The 14,531-nt window shown below is 68.1% G+C and carries 17 protein-coding genes; 11 read left to right on the forward strand and 6 right to left on the reverse strand.

Features of this window, described 5'->3' with window-relative positions:
- Positions 1-186 precede the first annotated feature (186 nt).
- Positions 187-1,065, reverse strand: coding sequence for a LysR family transcriptional regulator (locus B7D75_RS02650; RefSeq protein ID WP_107113719.1), 879 nt, complete (start codon positions 1,063-1,065; stop codon positions 187-189).
- 101 nt (positions 1,066-1,166) lie between these two features.
- Between B7D75_RS02650 and B7D75_RS02655 the strand changes: the two genes are divergently transcribed.
- The 4 genes from B7D75_RS02655 to B7D75_RS02670 are packed head-to-tail and all read left to right on the forward strand — an operon-like array spanning position 1,167 to position 4,006.
- Positions 1,167-1,868, forward strand: coding sequence for an MOSC domain-containing protein (locus B7D75_RS02655; RefSeq protein ID WP_012074090.1), 702 nt, complete (start codon positions 1,167-1,169; stop codon positions 1,866-1,868).
- The gene (locus B7D75_RS02660; protein WP_003157330.1) at positions 1,865-2,101 is read left to right on the forward strand and encodes a hypothetical protein; all 237 of its coding nucleotides are present in this window, start codon (positions 1,865-1,867) and stop codon (positions 2,099-2,101) included. Before B7D75_RS02655 ends, B7D75_RS02660 begins: the two co-directional genes overlap by 4 nt.
- Positions 2,094-3,290, forward strand: a complete 1,197-nt coding sequence (locus B7D75_RS02665; RefSeq protein ID WP_033999557.1) for an aspartate aminotransferase family protein — start codon at positions 2,094-2,096, stop codon at positions 3,288-3,290. The genes B7D75_RS02660 and B7D75_RS02665 overlap by 8 nt, the downstream gene beginning before the upstream one ends.
- Complete coding sequence (locus B7D75_RS02670; protein WP_003157099.1) at positions 3,290-4,006, forward strand: type 1 glutamine amidotransferase; 717 nt, start codon at positions 3,290-3,292, stop codon at positions 4,004-4,006. The genes B7D75_RS02665 and B7D75_RS02670 overlap by 1 nt, the downstream gene beginning before the upstream one ends.
- Before the next feature lie 74 nt (positions 4,007-4,080).
- On the opposite strand, the gene B7D75_RS29490 is transcribed toward B7D75_RS02670, so the two are convergent.
- Entirely contained in the window at positions 4,081-4,344 is a 264-nt protein-coding gene (locus B7D75_RS29490; protein ID WP_012074094.1) for a hypothetical protein, read from the reverse strand.
- 285 nt (positions 4,345-4,629) lie between these two features.
- Between B7D75_RS29490 and B7D75_RS02680 the strand changes: the two genes are divergently transcribed.
- The 3 genes from B7D75_RS02680 to B7D75_RS02695 all read left to right on the forward strand — a co-directional run bounded on the left by B7D75_RS02680 (position 4,630) and on the right by B7D75_RS02695 (position 8,315).
- On the forward strand, positions 4,630-6,120 hold the full coding sequence (locus tag B7D75_RS02680) for a helix-turn-helix transcriptional regulator (protein ID WP_012074095.1): 1,491 nt from the start codon (positions 4,630-4,632) through the stop codon (positions 6,118-6,120).
- Between the two features lie 332 nt (positions 6,121-6,452).
- Positions 6,453-7,742, forward strand: a complete 1,290-nt coding sequence (locus B7D75_RS02690; protein WP_003157096.1) for an NAD(P)/FAD-dependent oxidoreductase — start codon at positions 6,453-6,455, stop codon at positions 7,740-7,742.
- Positions 7,743-7,760: 18 nt separating this feature from the next.
- Positions 7,761-8,315, forward strand: a complete 555-nt coding sequence (locus tag B7D75_RS02695; protein ID WP_012074097.1) for a helix-turn-helix domain-containing protein — start codon at positions 7,761-7,763, stop codon at positions 8,313-8,315.
- 148 nt (positions 8,316-8,463) lie between these two features.
- Here B7D75_RS02695 and B7D75_RS02700 read toward each other — a convergent pair whose 3' ends face one another.
- The 3 genes from B7D75_RS02700 to B7D75_RS02710 form a co-directional block, all read right to left on the reverse strand.
- A complete protein-coding gene (locus tag B7D75_RS02700; protein ID WP_043098959.1) occupies positions 8,464-9,489 on the reverse strand; it encodes a TPM domain-containing protein in 1,026 nt (341 codons plus the stop codon).
- Between the two features lie 3 nt (positions 9,490-9,492).
- Positions 9,493-10,101 (reverse strand): LemA family protein, encoded by a 609-nt coding sequence (locus B7D75_RS02705; protein WP_003157094.1) that lies wholly within the window; start codon positions 10,099-10,101, stop codon positions 9,493-9,495.
- Between the two features lie 87 nt (positions 10,102-10,188).
- Positions 10,189-10,698, reverse strand: a complete 510-nt coding sequence (locus B7D75_RS02710) for a disulfide bond formation protein B (RefSeq protein WP_033999551.1) — start codon at positions 10,696-10,698, stop codon at positions 10,189-10,191.
- A gap of 226 nt (positions 10,699-10,924) precedes the next feature.
- Here B7D75_RS02710 and B7D75_RS02715 point away from each other — a divergent pair, with 226 nt between their 5' ends.
- The 3 genes from B7D75_RS02715 (at position 10,925) to B7D75_RS02725 (ending at position 12,778) form a co-directional block, all read left to right on the forward strand.
- Positions 10,925-11,755: a DMT family transporter gene (locus B7D75_RS02715; protein WP_003157092.1), complete on the forward strand. Its 831-nt coding sequence runs from the start codon at positions 10,925-10,927 to the stop codon at positions 11,753-11,755.
- Between the two features lie 65 nt (positions 11,756-11,820).
- A complete protein-coding gene (locus B7D75_RS02720; protein WP_003157091.1) occupies positions 11,821-12,207 on the forward strand; it encodes an MAPEG family protein in 387 nt (128 codons plus the stop codon).
- Positions 12,208-12,319: 112 nt separating this feature from the next.
- Complete coding sequence (locus tag B7D75_RS02725; RefSeq protein WP_003157090.1) at positions 12,320-12,778, forward strand: c-type cytochrome; 459 nt, start codon at positions 12,320-12,322, stop codon at positions 12,776-12,778.
- Between the two features lie 115 nt (positions 12,779-12,893).
- Here B7D75_RS02725 and B7D75_RS02730 read toward each other — a convergent pair whose 3' ends face one another.
- Complete coding sequence (locus B7D75_RS02730) at positions 12,894-13,313, reverse strand: DUF1090 domain-containing protein (protein WP_012074099.1); 420 nt, start codon at positions 13,311-13,313, stop codon at positions 12,894-12,896.
- Positions 13,314-13,561: 248 nt separating this feature from the next.
- Between B7D75_RS02730 and B7D75_RS02735 the strand changes: the two genes are divergently transcribed.
- Positions 13,562-14,530, forward strand: coding sequence for an extracellular catalytic domain type 1 short-chain-length polyhydroxyalkanoate depolymerase (locus B7D75_RS02735; RefSeq protein WP_033999546.1), 969 nt, complete (start codon positions 13,562-13,564; stop codon positions 14,528-14,530).
- Position 14,531 lies beyond the last annotated feature (1 nt).

Here is a 14,531-nt window from a genome sequence, read left to right on the forward strand (position 1 = left end):
CTTTCTCCTCCTCGCGGAGATGCGTAATCTTCAAACCGTCAGGACATTGCGCAGGAAGCGCCAAAGACAATACGGAAACTCAGGGAATCCACCACGGATGGTGGCGTAGCACGGATGTCAGGATAGAGGTCTGCAAAACCCCGCCCAAAAGGCGGGGTTTTTTATTGTCCCGGAAAAACCGCGCGCTCAGACCACCCCTTCCAGCAACGAGCGCAGCAGCTCGACGCTGGCGTGCTGGCGCTGCGCATCGCGGTAGACCAGGCCGACCTTCAGCGGGATGCGCGGTTCGCTCAGCGGCTTCCACAGCAGCCGCTGGTTCGAGTGCATCTGCCGCGCCTTGCCCGGCAGCACCGTGGCGAAGCGGGTCTGCGGCAGGCTGTCGAGGATCCCGCTCATGTGGTTGAGTTCCGCCTGCACCCGTGGCCGGCGGCCGATCGCGGCGAGCTGTTCCTGCCAGATCTGCCGGGCGCGAAATTCCTCGCCGAGCAGCAGCATCGGCAGTTCCGCAGCCTGGGCCAGGGAGACCTTGCGGAATTCCTTCAGGGGGTGTTCCTCGGGGATAACCAGCTGCAGTTCGTCCTCGTACAGCTCGACGCTGTGCAGGCCCGGCTGGCGCGGCGGCAGGAAGCCGATGCCGATGTCCAGGTTGCCGGTGAGCAGGCGCCGCTCGATGTCGATCCCCGACAGTTCGTAGATCTGCACCCGCAGGTGCGGCTGCGCGGCGTGCAGGCGTTCGACCATGTACGGCACCAGGCTGGCGTTGACCGTCTGCAGCACGCCGATCGCCAGGCTGCGCGGGGTCTGCCCGCGGAACACGCGCATCGCCTCGCGGGCCCGGTCCAGTCCTTCCAGCAGCGGTACCGCATGGTTGTACAGGGTGTGCGCGGCGACGGTCGGCAGCAGGCGCTTGCCGCTGCGCTGGAACAGCGAGACATCCAGGTTCTGCTCCAACTGGCGGATCTGCTGGGAAAGCGCCGGCTGCGACAGGGCCAGGCGTTCGGCGGCGCGGCCGACGTGACCTTCCTCGTAGAGCGCGACGAAATAGCGGAGCTGACGAAAATCCATAAGTGATTCTTATCGATGAAACTGGAAAATCGAAATGGAGTGGTTCCCGCGTGAGGCAATAGTCTAGCTGCATTGGCGGTATATCGGGTGGTCGCGGAGCAATGGAGCAGATAGTCGTAAACGGCGTTTTCATAGGTAAAGTCGAAGAAACCTGGGGCGGGTTGGTCAGCGCGATCGACAGGCTGCCGCTGGAGCGGGAGTTCTGGCTGGGCCATGACGGCCTGCCCGGCGACGAACAGGCCGACATCCGCCACCACGGCGGCCTCGAGCGCGCGCTCCACCACTATCCCGCGGAGCACTACCGCTACTGGCGCAAGCGTCATCCGTTGCACAAATGGCAGCAGCCGGCGTTCGGCGAGAACATCTCCACCTACGGCGTCACCGAGGCCGAGGTCTGCATCGGCGACCAGTTCCACTGGGGCGATGCCCTGCTGGAGGTGAGCCAACCGCGTTCGCCCTGCTATCGCCAGGGCCAGCGCTGGAATCTCCCCGAATTGCCCGACGAACTGCAGAGCGGCGGTCGTTGCGGCTGGTTCTACCGGGTGCTGCGCAGCGGCATGGTGACCCCGCGGGACGAGCTGAAGCTGGTCCAGCGGCACTATCCGGAACTGACCGTCGCCCGCCTGTTGCAGTGCTATTTCGGCGATCCCCTGGAGCCACTCGGCCTGCGCCAGATGATGGCCTGCGATGCGCTTTCGCAGCGCTGGCGCAAGACCGCCGCGAAACGCCTGTCCAGCGGTCGGGTGGAAGACTGGGGGCCGCGCCTGCGCGGTCCGGCCTCTTGCCAGGAGCATGCGTCTTGAACGATTACCTGATCACCCTCAGCCAGGCCGGTCGGTTGCTGGCCCGCATGGAAGTCAGCGCCGCGCGCTTCGCCGAGGTGCGTGAACTGATGCGCCGGCGTTTTCCCAGCGAGGATGGCTTCGAACTGCGCTTCGAGACGCGCCGGGAAAGCCGCCGGGTACTGGAGCAGGGGCCGCGGGGCGTGCGCCTGCTGGCGGTGGAATATGCGACCGAGGAACTCATCGATGGCTGACGCGCTGGATAGCCTGCGCCTGATGCGCACCCAGGAACGCCCCGGGCAGGTGTTCGTCCGTGGCCAGGGTTCCTGGCTGTGGGACAGCGATGGGCGCGCCTTCCTCGACTTCACCCAGGGCCTGGCGGTGAACTGCCTGGGCCACAGTCCCAGCGTGCTGGTCCAGGCCCTGGCCCGGCAGGCGCGCGAACTGGTCAGCGCCGGTCCCGGGCTGCTCAACCAGCCGGTGCTGGCCCTGGCGCAGCGCCTGTGCCTGGCCACCGGCAGCGACCAGGCCTACTTCCTCACCAGCGGCGCCGAGGCCAACGAGGCGGCCATCGCCCTGGCGCGCAAGTGGGGCCGCCTGCACCGCGGTGGCGCGCAGCGCATCGTCAGCACCACCAACGGTATCCATGGCCGCACCCTCGGTGCTCTCCCGGCCTCCGGCAAGCCTGCCTTGCAGGCGCCGCAGGAGCCCGGCCTGGCGGGTTTCGCCAGGGTGCCGTTCAACGACCTCGACGCCATGGCCGGCGCCATCGACGAGCAGACCGTGGCGGTGATGCTGGAGCCGGTGCAGGGCGACGCCGGGGTGATCCCGGCGACCCTCGACTACCTGCGTGGCATCGAACGCCTGTGCCGGCAGCGCGGCGTGCTGCTGATCCTCGACGAGGTGCAGACCGGCATCGGCCGCTGCGGCGCGTTGCTGGCGGAGGAACTGTACGGCGTGCGCGCCGACATCGTCACCCTCGGCAAGGGCCTCGGCGCCGGGGTGCCGCTGTCGGCCCTGCTGGCGCGCGGCAATGCCTGCTGTTTCGAGCCGGGCGACCAGCTCGGCACCCACCACGGCAACGCGCTGATGACCGCCGCGGGGCTGGCGGTGTTGAATACCGTGCTGGAGCCGGGCTTCCTGGAGCAGGTGCGCGAACAGGGGACCCACCTGCGCGACGGCCTGGCCCGCGTCGCCCGCCGCTACGGGCATGGCCCGCTGCGCGGCCAGGGCCTGTTCTGGGGCCTGCCGCTGATCGGCCAGCGCGCGCCGGCGGTGGTCCGCGCGGCGTTCGGCGAGGGGCTGCTGATCAATGCGCCGCAGCCGCACTGCCTGCGTTTCTCCCCGGCGCTGACCGTCAGCCGGGCCAACGTCGACGAGATGCTGCGGCGACTGGAACGGGCCCTGGCCCGGGTCGCCAACCGCCACGAGGAGGTAGCCTGATGCGAGCCCTGGTCCTGCAACACGTTCCCTTCGAGGGCAGCGCGCGGATCGGCGACTGGATCGGTCGCCACTGCGCGCACGAACACGTCTGCTACCTCTACGCAGACGCCCGTCTGCCGGCGCTGGACAGCTTCGACCTGCTGGTGGTGATGGGGGGGCCGATGAGCGTCCATGACGAAGCGGAGTACCCCTGGCTGGTAGCGGAGAAGCATTTGATCCGCGCGGCCCTGGACGCCGGCAAGAAGGTCCTCGGCATCTGCCTCGGCGCGCAGTTGCTGGCCCAGGCGCTGGGTGCCGCGGTACGCCCGGGACGTCAGGCGGAGATCGGCTGGTGGCCGCTGCACAGGTACAGCCAGGCACTAGGCTCGCCGCTGGGCGAGCGCCTGCCGGAACAGCTGATGGCGTTCCATTGGCATGGCGAGACCTTCGACCTGCCGGCTGGCAGCGTGCCGCTCTACGGCTCGGCGGCCTGTGCCAACCAGGGCTTCGTCTGGAACGAGCAGGCGATCGGCCTGCAATGTCACCTGGAAAGCACGCCGGAGAGCATCGAGGCGCTGCTCGAGGCCTGCCCGCAGGACCTGCTGCGGGAGGGGGCGGTACAGAGCGCCGGGAGGATCCGCCAGGGGGCCGCGCATTGTCGCGAGGTGGCGCCGGTGCTGTTCCAGTTGCTCGATTACCTGGCCGGTCGGCCGACGGAAAGCGCTCGCCGGACCTGACCGCCAGGAAGATTCCTCTGTCCTCGCATGCGCCTCCGGACGTCGTTTTGGTCCTGTGGGGCGCTTTTTTTATTCTAGGCGGCGTGCTTTCCCAGCCAGGGTTCCAACAGGGCCAGGTCCCGGCGCAGGCTTTCGGCGAACAGGTGCAGGCGGGTGGGGTTGTCCAGCTCGCCGGGCTGGATGCCGACGAAGGTGAAGGTTTCGTCGTGCTCGCGAGCGCTGACGTTGATACTGACGGTGCCGTCGTAGTGCATCCGGCACTGGCAGTCGTAGCCATCCAGCGCCTGGTTCAGGGTGCGCTGGATCTCGCCGAGATCGGGGTGCTTGTTCTTGCTCATCGCATCGCTCATGCAAGGGGATGGGGCTTTCTTCTCGTGCAGGGCGAGTCGGGGGAATGCGTCGACGACCTCATCACCGAGGGGCGACGTAGCCTCCCGGCCGGCGCGGCGTCTGGGCTTCCCGCCCGGACATTGCTTCCTGTATCGCCAGGGTAGGGGTGCCTCCGCTATCGTTTCGCGATGCAAATGCACTAGCGCGCCTAGTGCAATCGTCACGCGAGCGCGGCGCTGGCGGGCGGGCATCCTTTGCGCCCCCGCAAAATCGCTCCAGCCAAGAGGAACAGCATGAACGACCAGGTACTGCGGACCCAGACCGACCGCCGCCAGTTGCAGCAGATCATCGCCGGCCTGACCGAGGGGGTGATCCTGGTCGAGCCCGACCAGCGCATCCTCTGGGCCAACGAGGCGGCCCTGGCGATGCATGGCGTCGATTCGCTGGCCGGGCTGGGCGCGGACATCGGCGAGTACCGCGAACGCTTCCGCCTGCGCTACCGCAACAACCATCCGTTGCAGGAAGGCCAGTACCCTGCCGAGCGCCTGGTGGCCGGCGAGTGCTTCAGCGACGTGGTGGTCGAGGTGTTTCCAGCCGACGCCGAGGACACCCGCTGGGTGCACCGCGTGCGTGGCCTGGTCCTGACTACCCCGGAGGACAAGCCCGACTGCCTGGTGCTGATCCTCCACGATGCCACCGAATGGGCCAGCGCCGAACAGCGCTTCGAGAAGACCTTCAACGCCAACCCGGCACCGGCGGTGATCTGCCGGCTGGGCGACTACCGCTACGTGAAGGTCAACGTCGGTTTCCTGGAAATGACCGGCTATGCCCGCGACCAGGTGATCGGCCGCTCGGTGTACGAACTGGACGTGCTCGACCAGGCCGAGCGCCGCGACCTGGCGGTGGAACGCCTGAGCGCCGGCGAGACGATCCCGCAGATGGAGGCGAGCCTGCGGGTGGCCGAAGGCGGGCGCAAGTGCGTGGTGGTCGCCGGACAGCCGATCGAGGTGGGCGAGGAGGCCTGCATGCTGTTCACCTTCACCGACCTCGAGCCGCGCAAGAAGGCCGAGGAGGCCCTGCGCAAGAGCGAGGAGCGCTTCGCCAAGGCGTTCCGCATGGCGCCGGTGCCGAGCCTGGTGCTGGGCGGCGACGACCTGCAGGCGCTGGACGTCAACCAGGCGTTCGGCGAAACCTTCGGCTACCCGGCCGAGGAGCTGCTCGGCGAGTCCACCATCGCCGGCGGCCTGTGGCTGGATGGCGGCGGCGAACGCCTGCGCGAGCTGCTCGGCCACAGCGGCAGCGTGCGCAACGTGCAGTTGCGTTTGCAGCACAAGGACCGCAATGGCCTCGACTGCCTGGTCTCGGCCGAGGCGGTAAGCCTCAACGAACAGGATTGCGTGCTGGTGGCGCTGCTCGACATCAGCGACCGCCGGCGTACCGAGATGGAACTGGTGCATGCCATCGAGACGGTGATGCAGGACACCTCGTGGTTCAGCCGCACCCTGATCGAGAAGCTGGCCAACGTGCGTCGCGCCAACGCCCCGGGTACCGGCGCCGAACTGGCCGACCTGACGGCGCGCGAGCGTGAGGTGTTCGACCTGATCTGCCAGGGCCTGGCGGACAAGGAAATCGCCAAGGAGCTGGGCCTGGCGCCGAACACCGTGCGCAACCACGTGGCGACCATCTACGCCAAGCTCGACGTGCACAGTCGCGGCGAGGCCATCGTCTGGGCCCGCGAGCGCGGCTTCGCGCCGGAGCCGCGCAACGGCAACGGGCGCAAGTGAAGAGGGTACGAATGCACCAGCGCGGCTGGTGCATTCGTACCTGTCGCCCGCTCCCGTCGGCGCCGACACTGGCGCAGCACGCCCGGCATGCCCCCGCCCGTGGTCGTGCACCTTTTCTCCGCGGCGCGAGCCGCGCCGTCCGCACGTCTGTTCCCCTCGCCAGTTTCGCTCTGGCGGGGGCTTCCCGCCTCCTTTCGAACATTTGCCCCTCTGCCTTTGCTGGTGCGCGACGGCATTCTGCCGGCCGTTTGCGAATGCTCGGGACTGGTGTCGTGAAATTTTAAGTGTTATTTTTCATGAAAAATAACCAATATAATTTCACGGAGGTCGCCATGTTCCTGCAATCCCACGAGCACGTCGGCACTTATTACGCCGCCGCCAATCCCGAACTGATCCAGCCGCGCGCGGCGCTGGAGGGCGACCTCGATTGCGAGGTGCTGGTGGTCGGCGCCGGCTTCAGCGGCCTGCACACCGCGCTGCGGCTGGTGGAAGGCGGGCGCAAGGTCTGTGTCATCGAGGCCAGCCGGGTCGCCTGGGCGGCTTCCGGGCGCAACGGCGGACAGGCGCTGCCAGGCTGGTCCAGCGACCTGCCGCCGCTGGAGGCCGACCTCGGCTATGAAGGCGCGCGGCGCCTCTGGGACGGCATGCTCTGGGCGGCCGGCGAGATGCGCGAGCTGCCGCGGCGGCACGGATTCGACTGTGACTATCGGGTTGGCCATCTGTGGACGGCGATCCTGCCGCGCCGGGTCGGCCTGCTCTATGACTGGCAGGCCGAGGCCAATCGCCGCTGGGGCTACGAAGGGCTGCGCTTTGTACCGAAGGCCGAGCTGCCCGAGTGGATCGCCAGCGAACGCTATCTCGCCGGCCTCTATGACCCGCACGCGGCGCACCTGAACCCGCTGAAGCTGGCGTTCGGCCTGGCCGCCGCCATCGAGCGCGCCGGCGGGCGCCTCCACGAGCGGACCCGGGCCCTGAGCTACCGTGAGGAGGGCGACGGCTACCGGGTCCGCACCGAGCGCGGCGAGATACGCTGTGCGGCGCTGGTGCTGGCCTGCAATGCCTATATCGACGGGCTGGATCGCGAGCTGTCGCAACGGATGCTGCCGGTGGGCACCTACCAGGTCGCCACCGCGCCGCTCGGTGAGGAACGGGCGAAGTCGCTGCTGCCGCGCAACTGTTGCGTGACCGACAACCAGTTCGTCCTCGACTACTTCCGCCTGACCCCGGACCACCGCCTGCTGTTCGGCGGCGGTTGCACCTACCTGGGCGGCATGCCCGACGACATCCGCGCCGCCACCCGGCCCTACCTCGAACGGGTGTTCCCGCAGTTGCGCGGGGTGGAGCTGGAATACGCCTGGGGCGGGCATATCGACTGCAGCATGCGGCGTACCCCGGACATCGGCCGACAGGGCAACCGCTACTGGTTGCAGGGCTATTCCGGGCATGGCGTGCTGCCGAGCCTGGCGGCGGCCAGGGCGGTCAGCGACGCGTTGCTCGGCGACGACGAGACCCTGGCGCTGTACCAGCGCCTGCGCAATCCGAAGTTTCCCGGCGGCCAGCGCTTCGCCGCGCCGCTGGAAGCCCTGGGCAAAGCGTATTACCGTTTGCGCGACCTGTTCTGAGAGGGGCCTGGAGCCGAAATGACCGAGGTAGCCGACGACCTGGCGCAGATCGCCAGCCTGGTGCGCGAACTGCGCAAGCGCAAGGGCATGACCCTGCAGGCGCTGGCCGACGGCATCCGCCGCTCGGTGGGCTTCGTTTCCCAGGTCGAGCGCGGCCTGTCGCGGCCGGCGGTGGACGATCTGGTAGCGATCAGCCAGGTGCTCGGGGTGCCGGCGACCTATTTCTTCTGCTCGCCGAAGACCCAGGCCTCGCCCTGGGTGACCCGTCCGGACGAGCGCCGGACCCTGGCCTACGCCCGCGGCGCCAGCGACAACCTGGTGTCGCCGCGCCTGGGCGGCGCCTTCTTCATGCTCGAGACCTGCCTGGAGCCAGGCGCCGACAGCGGCGAACGCGACCTGCTGGACAGCTCGGAGCAGGGCGGCTACGTGCTCGAGGGCGAGCTGACCCTGTGGCTGGAGGACGAGGAACTGCGCCTGCGCGCGGGCGACGGCTTCCAGCTTCCCAGCCGCATGCGCAGTCGCTATGCCAACCGCAGCCAGGCGCCGGTGCGGGTGTTGTGGGTGTACGCCTGAGGCCCGACGAGCTATCCGCTGTGTCCGTTCCCGCGGGCGGGAAGGGGCCGGGGAGAGCGCAGAGGCCTTTGCGCCGCGAACGGTTCCGCCGTCAGCGACAGGTCCGCCCCATGAAAAAAGCCCGGGGCACGAGCCCCGGGCTTTCCTGTCACCAGCGCCCGGAAGCGCCGCCGCCGCCGCTGGAACCGCCACCGCCGCGGAAGATGCCGCCACCGCCGCTGCCGCCGCCCCCACCGCCGCCGCCACGGCTGCTGAGGATGGCGCTGAGGATGGCCATCAGCACTTCGCCGGGAAGCAGGAACAGGGCGTAGATGAACAGGGTCGGTGCCAGCACGCCGAGACTGTCGTCCGCCGCGCGGTCGACGTTCTGCCACAGGCCCATGCTCAACAGCCAGGCCAGGCCGGCGACCGCTGCGCTGCAGAGCAGGAAGCGGCCGATGCTGCGCCGGCGCATCCACTGCAGTGGCAGCAGGCGGCCGAGCAGGGCCACGGCGAGCAGCACCGCCACATAGACGCCGAGATATACCGGGTTGTCCCAGAGCTGTCCGCTCAGGCCGCTCTTCTTCTTCGGCTGCGCCGGGGTGCTGTCATACATCGATCCTTCTTCGATCGGCTTCGGCAGCGCCCGCGGCGGCGTGGCCTCGGGAATCGCCGGCAAGGCGTCGAGGGGAGCGCTGGCAGCGCTATCCGGGTTCTTCTCGGCATCGATCAGCTGTACCAGGCTATCCACGCCGGCCTGGATGCCGCCATAGAAGTTGCCCTGGCGGAACTGCGGGGTGATCTGCTCGCTGATGATCCGTCCTGCCTGGACGTCGGTGATGGCACCTTCCAGGCCGTAGCCGACCTCGATGCGCAGGGTGCGGTCGTTCTTCGCCACCAGCAGCAGGACGCCGTCGTCGACCTTCTTCTGGCCCAGCTTCCATTTCTCGAAGGTGCGCACCGCGTACTCCTCGATGGACTCGTCGCCGGTGGTCGGGACCAGCAGCACCGCGACCTGCGCGCCGCTCTTGGTTTCCAGGGCGGCGAGCTGTTGCTCCAGGTGCTGGCGCTGATCGCCGGAAAGGGTCGCGGTGAGGTCGGTGACCCGCGCCGTCAGCGCGGGTATCGGCGGCACATCGGCCCAGGCGACCAGGCTGGCGAGCAGCAGCCCGGCAGCCAGTAGCAGCCGGCGCATGGCTTACTGCGCCGGTTGCGGATTGCCGAAGTCGACCTTCGGCGCGGTGGAGATCGCCGCTTCGTTTTCCACGCTGAAGTTCGCCTTGGGCTTGTAGCCGAACAGCTTGGCGGTGATCACGCCGGGGAACTGGCGCAGCAGCACGTTGTATTCCTGCACCGACTTGACGTAGCGGCCACGGGCCACGGTGATGCGGTTCTCGGTGCCTTCCAGCTGGGTCAGCAGGTCCTTGAACAGGCCGTCGGCCTTCAGCTGCGGGTAGTTCTCGGTGACCACCAGCAGACGCGAGAGCGCCGAGCTCAGTTCACCCTGGGCCTTCTGGAAGCGCTGCACGGCCTGTTCGTCGTCCAGCTGGTCGGCGTTCAGTTGCACGCTGCCGACCTTGGCCCGGGCCTCGGTGACCTGGGTCAGCACCGACGCCTCGTGGGAGGCATAGCCCTTCACCGTGCTGACCAGGTTGGGTACCAGGTCGGCGCGCCGCTGATACTGGTTCAGCACTTCCGACCAGGCGGCTTTCACCTGTTCGTCGCCGGCTTGCATGGCGTTGTAGCCGCAGCCGCTGAGCAGCAGGGCGAGGAAGGGGAGGAGGGCGTTTCTGAGGAATCGAGGCATGGTGTTACTCATCCGGGTTGAGAAAGCTCGATTGTAGACCAGCCAATGGCCAGCACGTTCCTTGTGCCGGCACGGATATCGGCAGTGTCAGGCGGTGCGGCGGCCGAGCACCAGCTTGGCCGCCAGGGCCAGCAGGCAGAACACGAACAGCGCCAGCGACCAGACCGCCATCGACTGGCCGAGCAGGGTCCAGACCACCTCGCCGCACAACCCCTCGGGCTGGAAGACCTGCGGCAGCCAGGTATCCAGCGGTATCCATTCGGGGAAGCCCATGAACATCTTGCAACTGCCCATGCCCTGGGCGGCGAGTTTCTCTTCCGCGACCAGCGACCAGGCGTGATAGATCCCGCCCAGGCTGGCGGCGAGCATGCCCAGCGCAGCGACGCCACCGGCGAACCGCGAGCGCGGGGCGAGGCTGCCGACGATCCCGGCGAACACCAGGCCGAGCACGTCCAGGCGAATGAAGATGCACAGCGAGCAGGGCGCGAAACCGCGCACATGCTGGAGATAGAGGACGAAGGCGAGGATCAGCAGGCCGCCGACGGCGACCGCGGGCCAGAACAAGCGATTGTCGAAGGGCTTGAGAAGAGCGCTCAAGGCAGGGATTCCTGTGTCGTTGAAAGGGAGGCCGGGCCGGCACTGTGCGGCGCTGGCCGATGGTAGTCCATCAGGATTGTCCGAAGATTAAGCCGTTGGCCTGACAATGTCTGCTGCGTGTTTCTCCGCTTTCCTAGGAGCTTTCAGGAAAAAACGCCGCAACGGGGCGAGCATTTAGAGGCGCCGGCGGGATAGACTGTGTTGGTCTATACCAATAAGGCCGATCATGCTCGCCACCAGCCTGGTGCTGTGCGCCGCCGTCCTCCACGCCACCTGGAACACCCTGGTCAAGTTCAGCAGCGATCGCCTGCTGGTGGTGGCCTGCATGGACGTGGTCGGGGTGCTCTGCGCCGTCCTCCTGTTGCCCTTCGTCAGCCTGCCGCCGGCCGAGGTCTGGCCCTGGCTGCTCGGCGCCACCGTCCTGCAGTTGCTCTACCGGGTGCTGCTGATCGAGGCCTACAAGGTCGGCGACCTGGGCCTGGTCTATCCGCTGATGCGCGGGCTGTCGCCGCTGGTGGTGCTCGGCCTGACCCTGGCATTCGGCGGCGAGCAGCTCGGCGGCCGGCAGATCCTCGGCATCCTGCTGATCCCCTTCGGCATGCTCTGCCTGCTCTGGGGCGGCGGCGGCTCGCGCCTGCCCTGGCGGACCCTGCCGGTGGTGCTGCTGATCGGCCTGTGCATCGGCGGCTACACCTGGAGCGACGGCAATGCGCTGAAGCGCTGGCCACTGGCGCTGGACTACCTGGTCTGGCTGACGCTGCTTTCCGGCCTGCCGTTCCCGCTGCTCGCCGCTGGCGCGCGAACCCGCGCCTTCGTGCGCTTCTGGGCGCTGGAATGGAAGCTCGGCCTGGCGGTCGGGGTCTGCGTGCTGGCCAGCTACGGCCTGGTGCTATGGGCCATGCAGCTGGGCTCGATCGCCGAGGCGGCGGCGCTGCGTGAGACCAGCGTGCTGCTGGCGGTGCTGTTCGGCATGCGCTTCCTCAAGGAGCCGTTCGGCCTGCCGCGCCTGCTGGCCTGCGGCCTGGTGCTGGCCGGAATGCTGCTGATGAAGCTGTGAGCCGGTCCTTTACAGAACCGGCGGCACCAGCTTGAGTTGCAGTTCCATTACGACGAGGAGCTGCCATGACCATCGCCTTCTGGTGCGTGCTGATCGCGATCTTCCTGCCTTACGTCTGTACCTCCATCGCCAAGTTCGGCGGGGAGGGCTATGGCGCTCGGGCCAACGCCGATCCACGGGCGTTCCTAGGTTCGCTCGCAGGCTTTCGCCGGCGTGCCAACAATGCCCAGTTGAACGCTTTCGAGGTGACCCCGGCGTTCGCCGCGGCGGTGATCATCGCCCATCTGGTCGGCAACGCTTCGCAGGCGACCCTGGATAGCCTGGCCATTGCCTGGATCACCAGTCGCCTGCTCTATGTCATCTGCTACCTCGCCGACTGGGGGCCGCTGCGCTCGCTGGTCTGGTTCGCCGGCATGCTGCTCATCGCCGCCTTCTTCGTGGTTTCCGCCTGAGCAGCCCGCTGCGGCCTATGGCCGCAGTGCGGGCGCGCGGCTCTGGATCAATCGGCGGTCGCGGCGGATAATCCGCCGCTTCCGTGATCGACCCTGAAAAAAGAGCCTTGCCATGAAGCTGAAGTCCCTGCTCGTCGTGCTGCTGGCCGGCGTCGCCCTGAGCGGCTGTCACCGTATGGATCCCAATTCGCCCGAGGCCAAGCGCCAGGCGATCTTCAAGGAAATGCTACGGACCAGCGAGGACATGGGCGGGATGCTCCGCGGACGCCTGCCCTTCGACGCCGAGAAATTCCGCGCCGGTTCGGCGAAGCTGCACGAACTGGCCGACCAGCCCTGGCAGTACTTCCCCAGTCCCAAGGCCGGCGAGGAGGGCGAGGACACCCGCGCCAAGGACGAGGTCTGGCAGCGCCAGCAGGAATTCAAGGGTGCCACCCAGGTGTTCATCGACGCGATGAACCGCCTGCAGGACAACACCCGCCAGGCCACCCCAACCCCGGACGGGGTGCGCAAGGACTTCGCCGCGGTGGAAGACGCCTGCGAAGCCTGCCACAAGAAATTCCGCGCGCTCTGAGGCCGAACCGGGCATCGCCCGCGCGCAAGGGGCAATGCCCGGCGGATAACGCCGTGGGCGTTATCCGCCCTACGTGGAAGGGGCGAGGCGCAGGGCGGTGGGCGGCACCTGTGTCCTACTGCGCCTGGGCCTGTTCCAGGCCTTTCTTGGCCTCTTCCAGTTCGGCGCGGGCCTCGGCCAGCTTGGCCTTGCGCTTCTCGATCTTCTCCGGATCGCCCTTGCCCATGGCCTTGCGCAGGTCCTTCTCGCGTTCGCTGACCTCGCGCTCGCTGTCGATCACCTTCTGCTTGTTCTCGCGCAGCAGGCCGGCTTCGGTGCAATGCGCCTTGACCTCGGCGAGGGCCTTTTCCAGGCCGGCCACTTGGCCTTCGTTGGCGAACGAGCGGGCGGTTTCCAGCTTCGCCTCGATCGCGGCCTGCTTGGCGGCGCAGCCGGTGAGCGGGGCGCCGCCCTTGGCGCCCGGCTGGGCGGCGAACAGCGGCAGGGACACGGCGAGCAGCAGGCCGGCCAGCGGCAATGAAGGACGAATGGACATGACGGGTCTCCTTGATCGAACGGCCGGCGCGACTGCCGGGCGGCGGCTCGGTCGGGCCTCCTGGCAGGCGCGGGGTGCGGATGGCAGCCGGCGCGGCAAAGGCGCAAGTGTGCCAGCAATCGGCATGGATGTGGTTGTCCGGGAGCAAAGTCCGGTGTCCCGGGGTCTCTGAAGAAGGACCGGATTCCGCGCGTTCGTCGGCAACCCGGCCTAATGTTGTCCGCAGAGGCCGAGAACGGAGAACCGCGATGCGCACGTTGATCCGCCTGGTTCGCACGCTGATCCTGCTGCTGGTCCTGGCACTGCTCGCCGGCGCCTGGTGGTGGCTGCAGGACGAGACCCTGCGCACTCCCGCGCTGGCCGGCTATAGCGAGGATTCGAGCCTGAAGGTCGCGGGTCTGCGCCGGCATTACTTGCTCTACGTGCCGCCGGGCGTGCCCGAAGGCGCGCCGTTGCTGGTGGTGCTGCATGGCTCCCGGGGCGATGGCGCGCAGATGCGCCGCATCAGCGGCTACGGCTTCGATCGACTGGCGGCGCAAGAAGGCTTCCTGGTGGCCTACCCGGACGGCTTCGAGGGCCACTGGAACGACTGCCGCAAGGCCGCCAGCTACTCGGCGCGGCTGCGTGACGTCGACGACGTGGCTTTCCTCCGCGCGCTGGTTGCGCGGCTGGCCCAGGAATACCGTGTCGATCCGCAGCGGGTATATGTGACCGGCTACTCCAATGGCGGCCAGATGGCTTTCCGCCTGGCCGCCGAAGCGCCGGGGTTGCCGGCGGCAATCGCAGCGGTGGCGGCGAGCCTGCCGACCATGGAGAACGATGCCTGCCGGCCGCTCGAGCGGCCGACCGCGGTGTTGCTGATCAACGGCACGCGTGATCCGATCAATCCCTATCTCGGCGGCAAGGTCAGCCTGTTCGGCTTCGGCGACCGTGGCGCGGTACGCTCGACCCTCGACTCGGCACGCTGGTGGGCCGGCCTGAACGGCCTCGCCGCGCAGCCTGACGTGGCGCCGCTGACCCGTCCCGGCCCGGTCTGGACCGAGCGCCAGCGCTGGCAGGAAGACGGCCATCCGCCGGTGGAACTGCTCAGCGTGCATGGTGGCGGCCACGTGCTGGCGCAGCCGGACTATCGCTTCCCGCGGATCCTCGGCAAGAGCGACCCGGAACTGGACGCGCCAGCGGAAATCTGGCGCTTCTTCAGCCAGTTGCCGCGCTGAG

This window comes from Pseudomonas paraeruginosa (assembly GCF_003025345.2).
GTDB lineage: Bacteria > Pseudomonadota > Gammaproteobacteria > Pseudomonadales > Pseudomonadaceae > Pseudomonas > Pseudomonas paraeruginosa.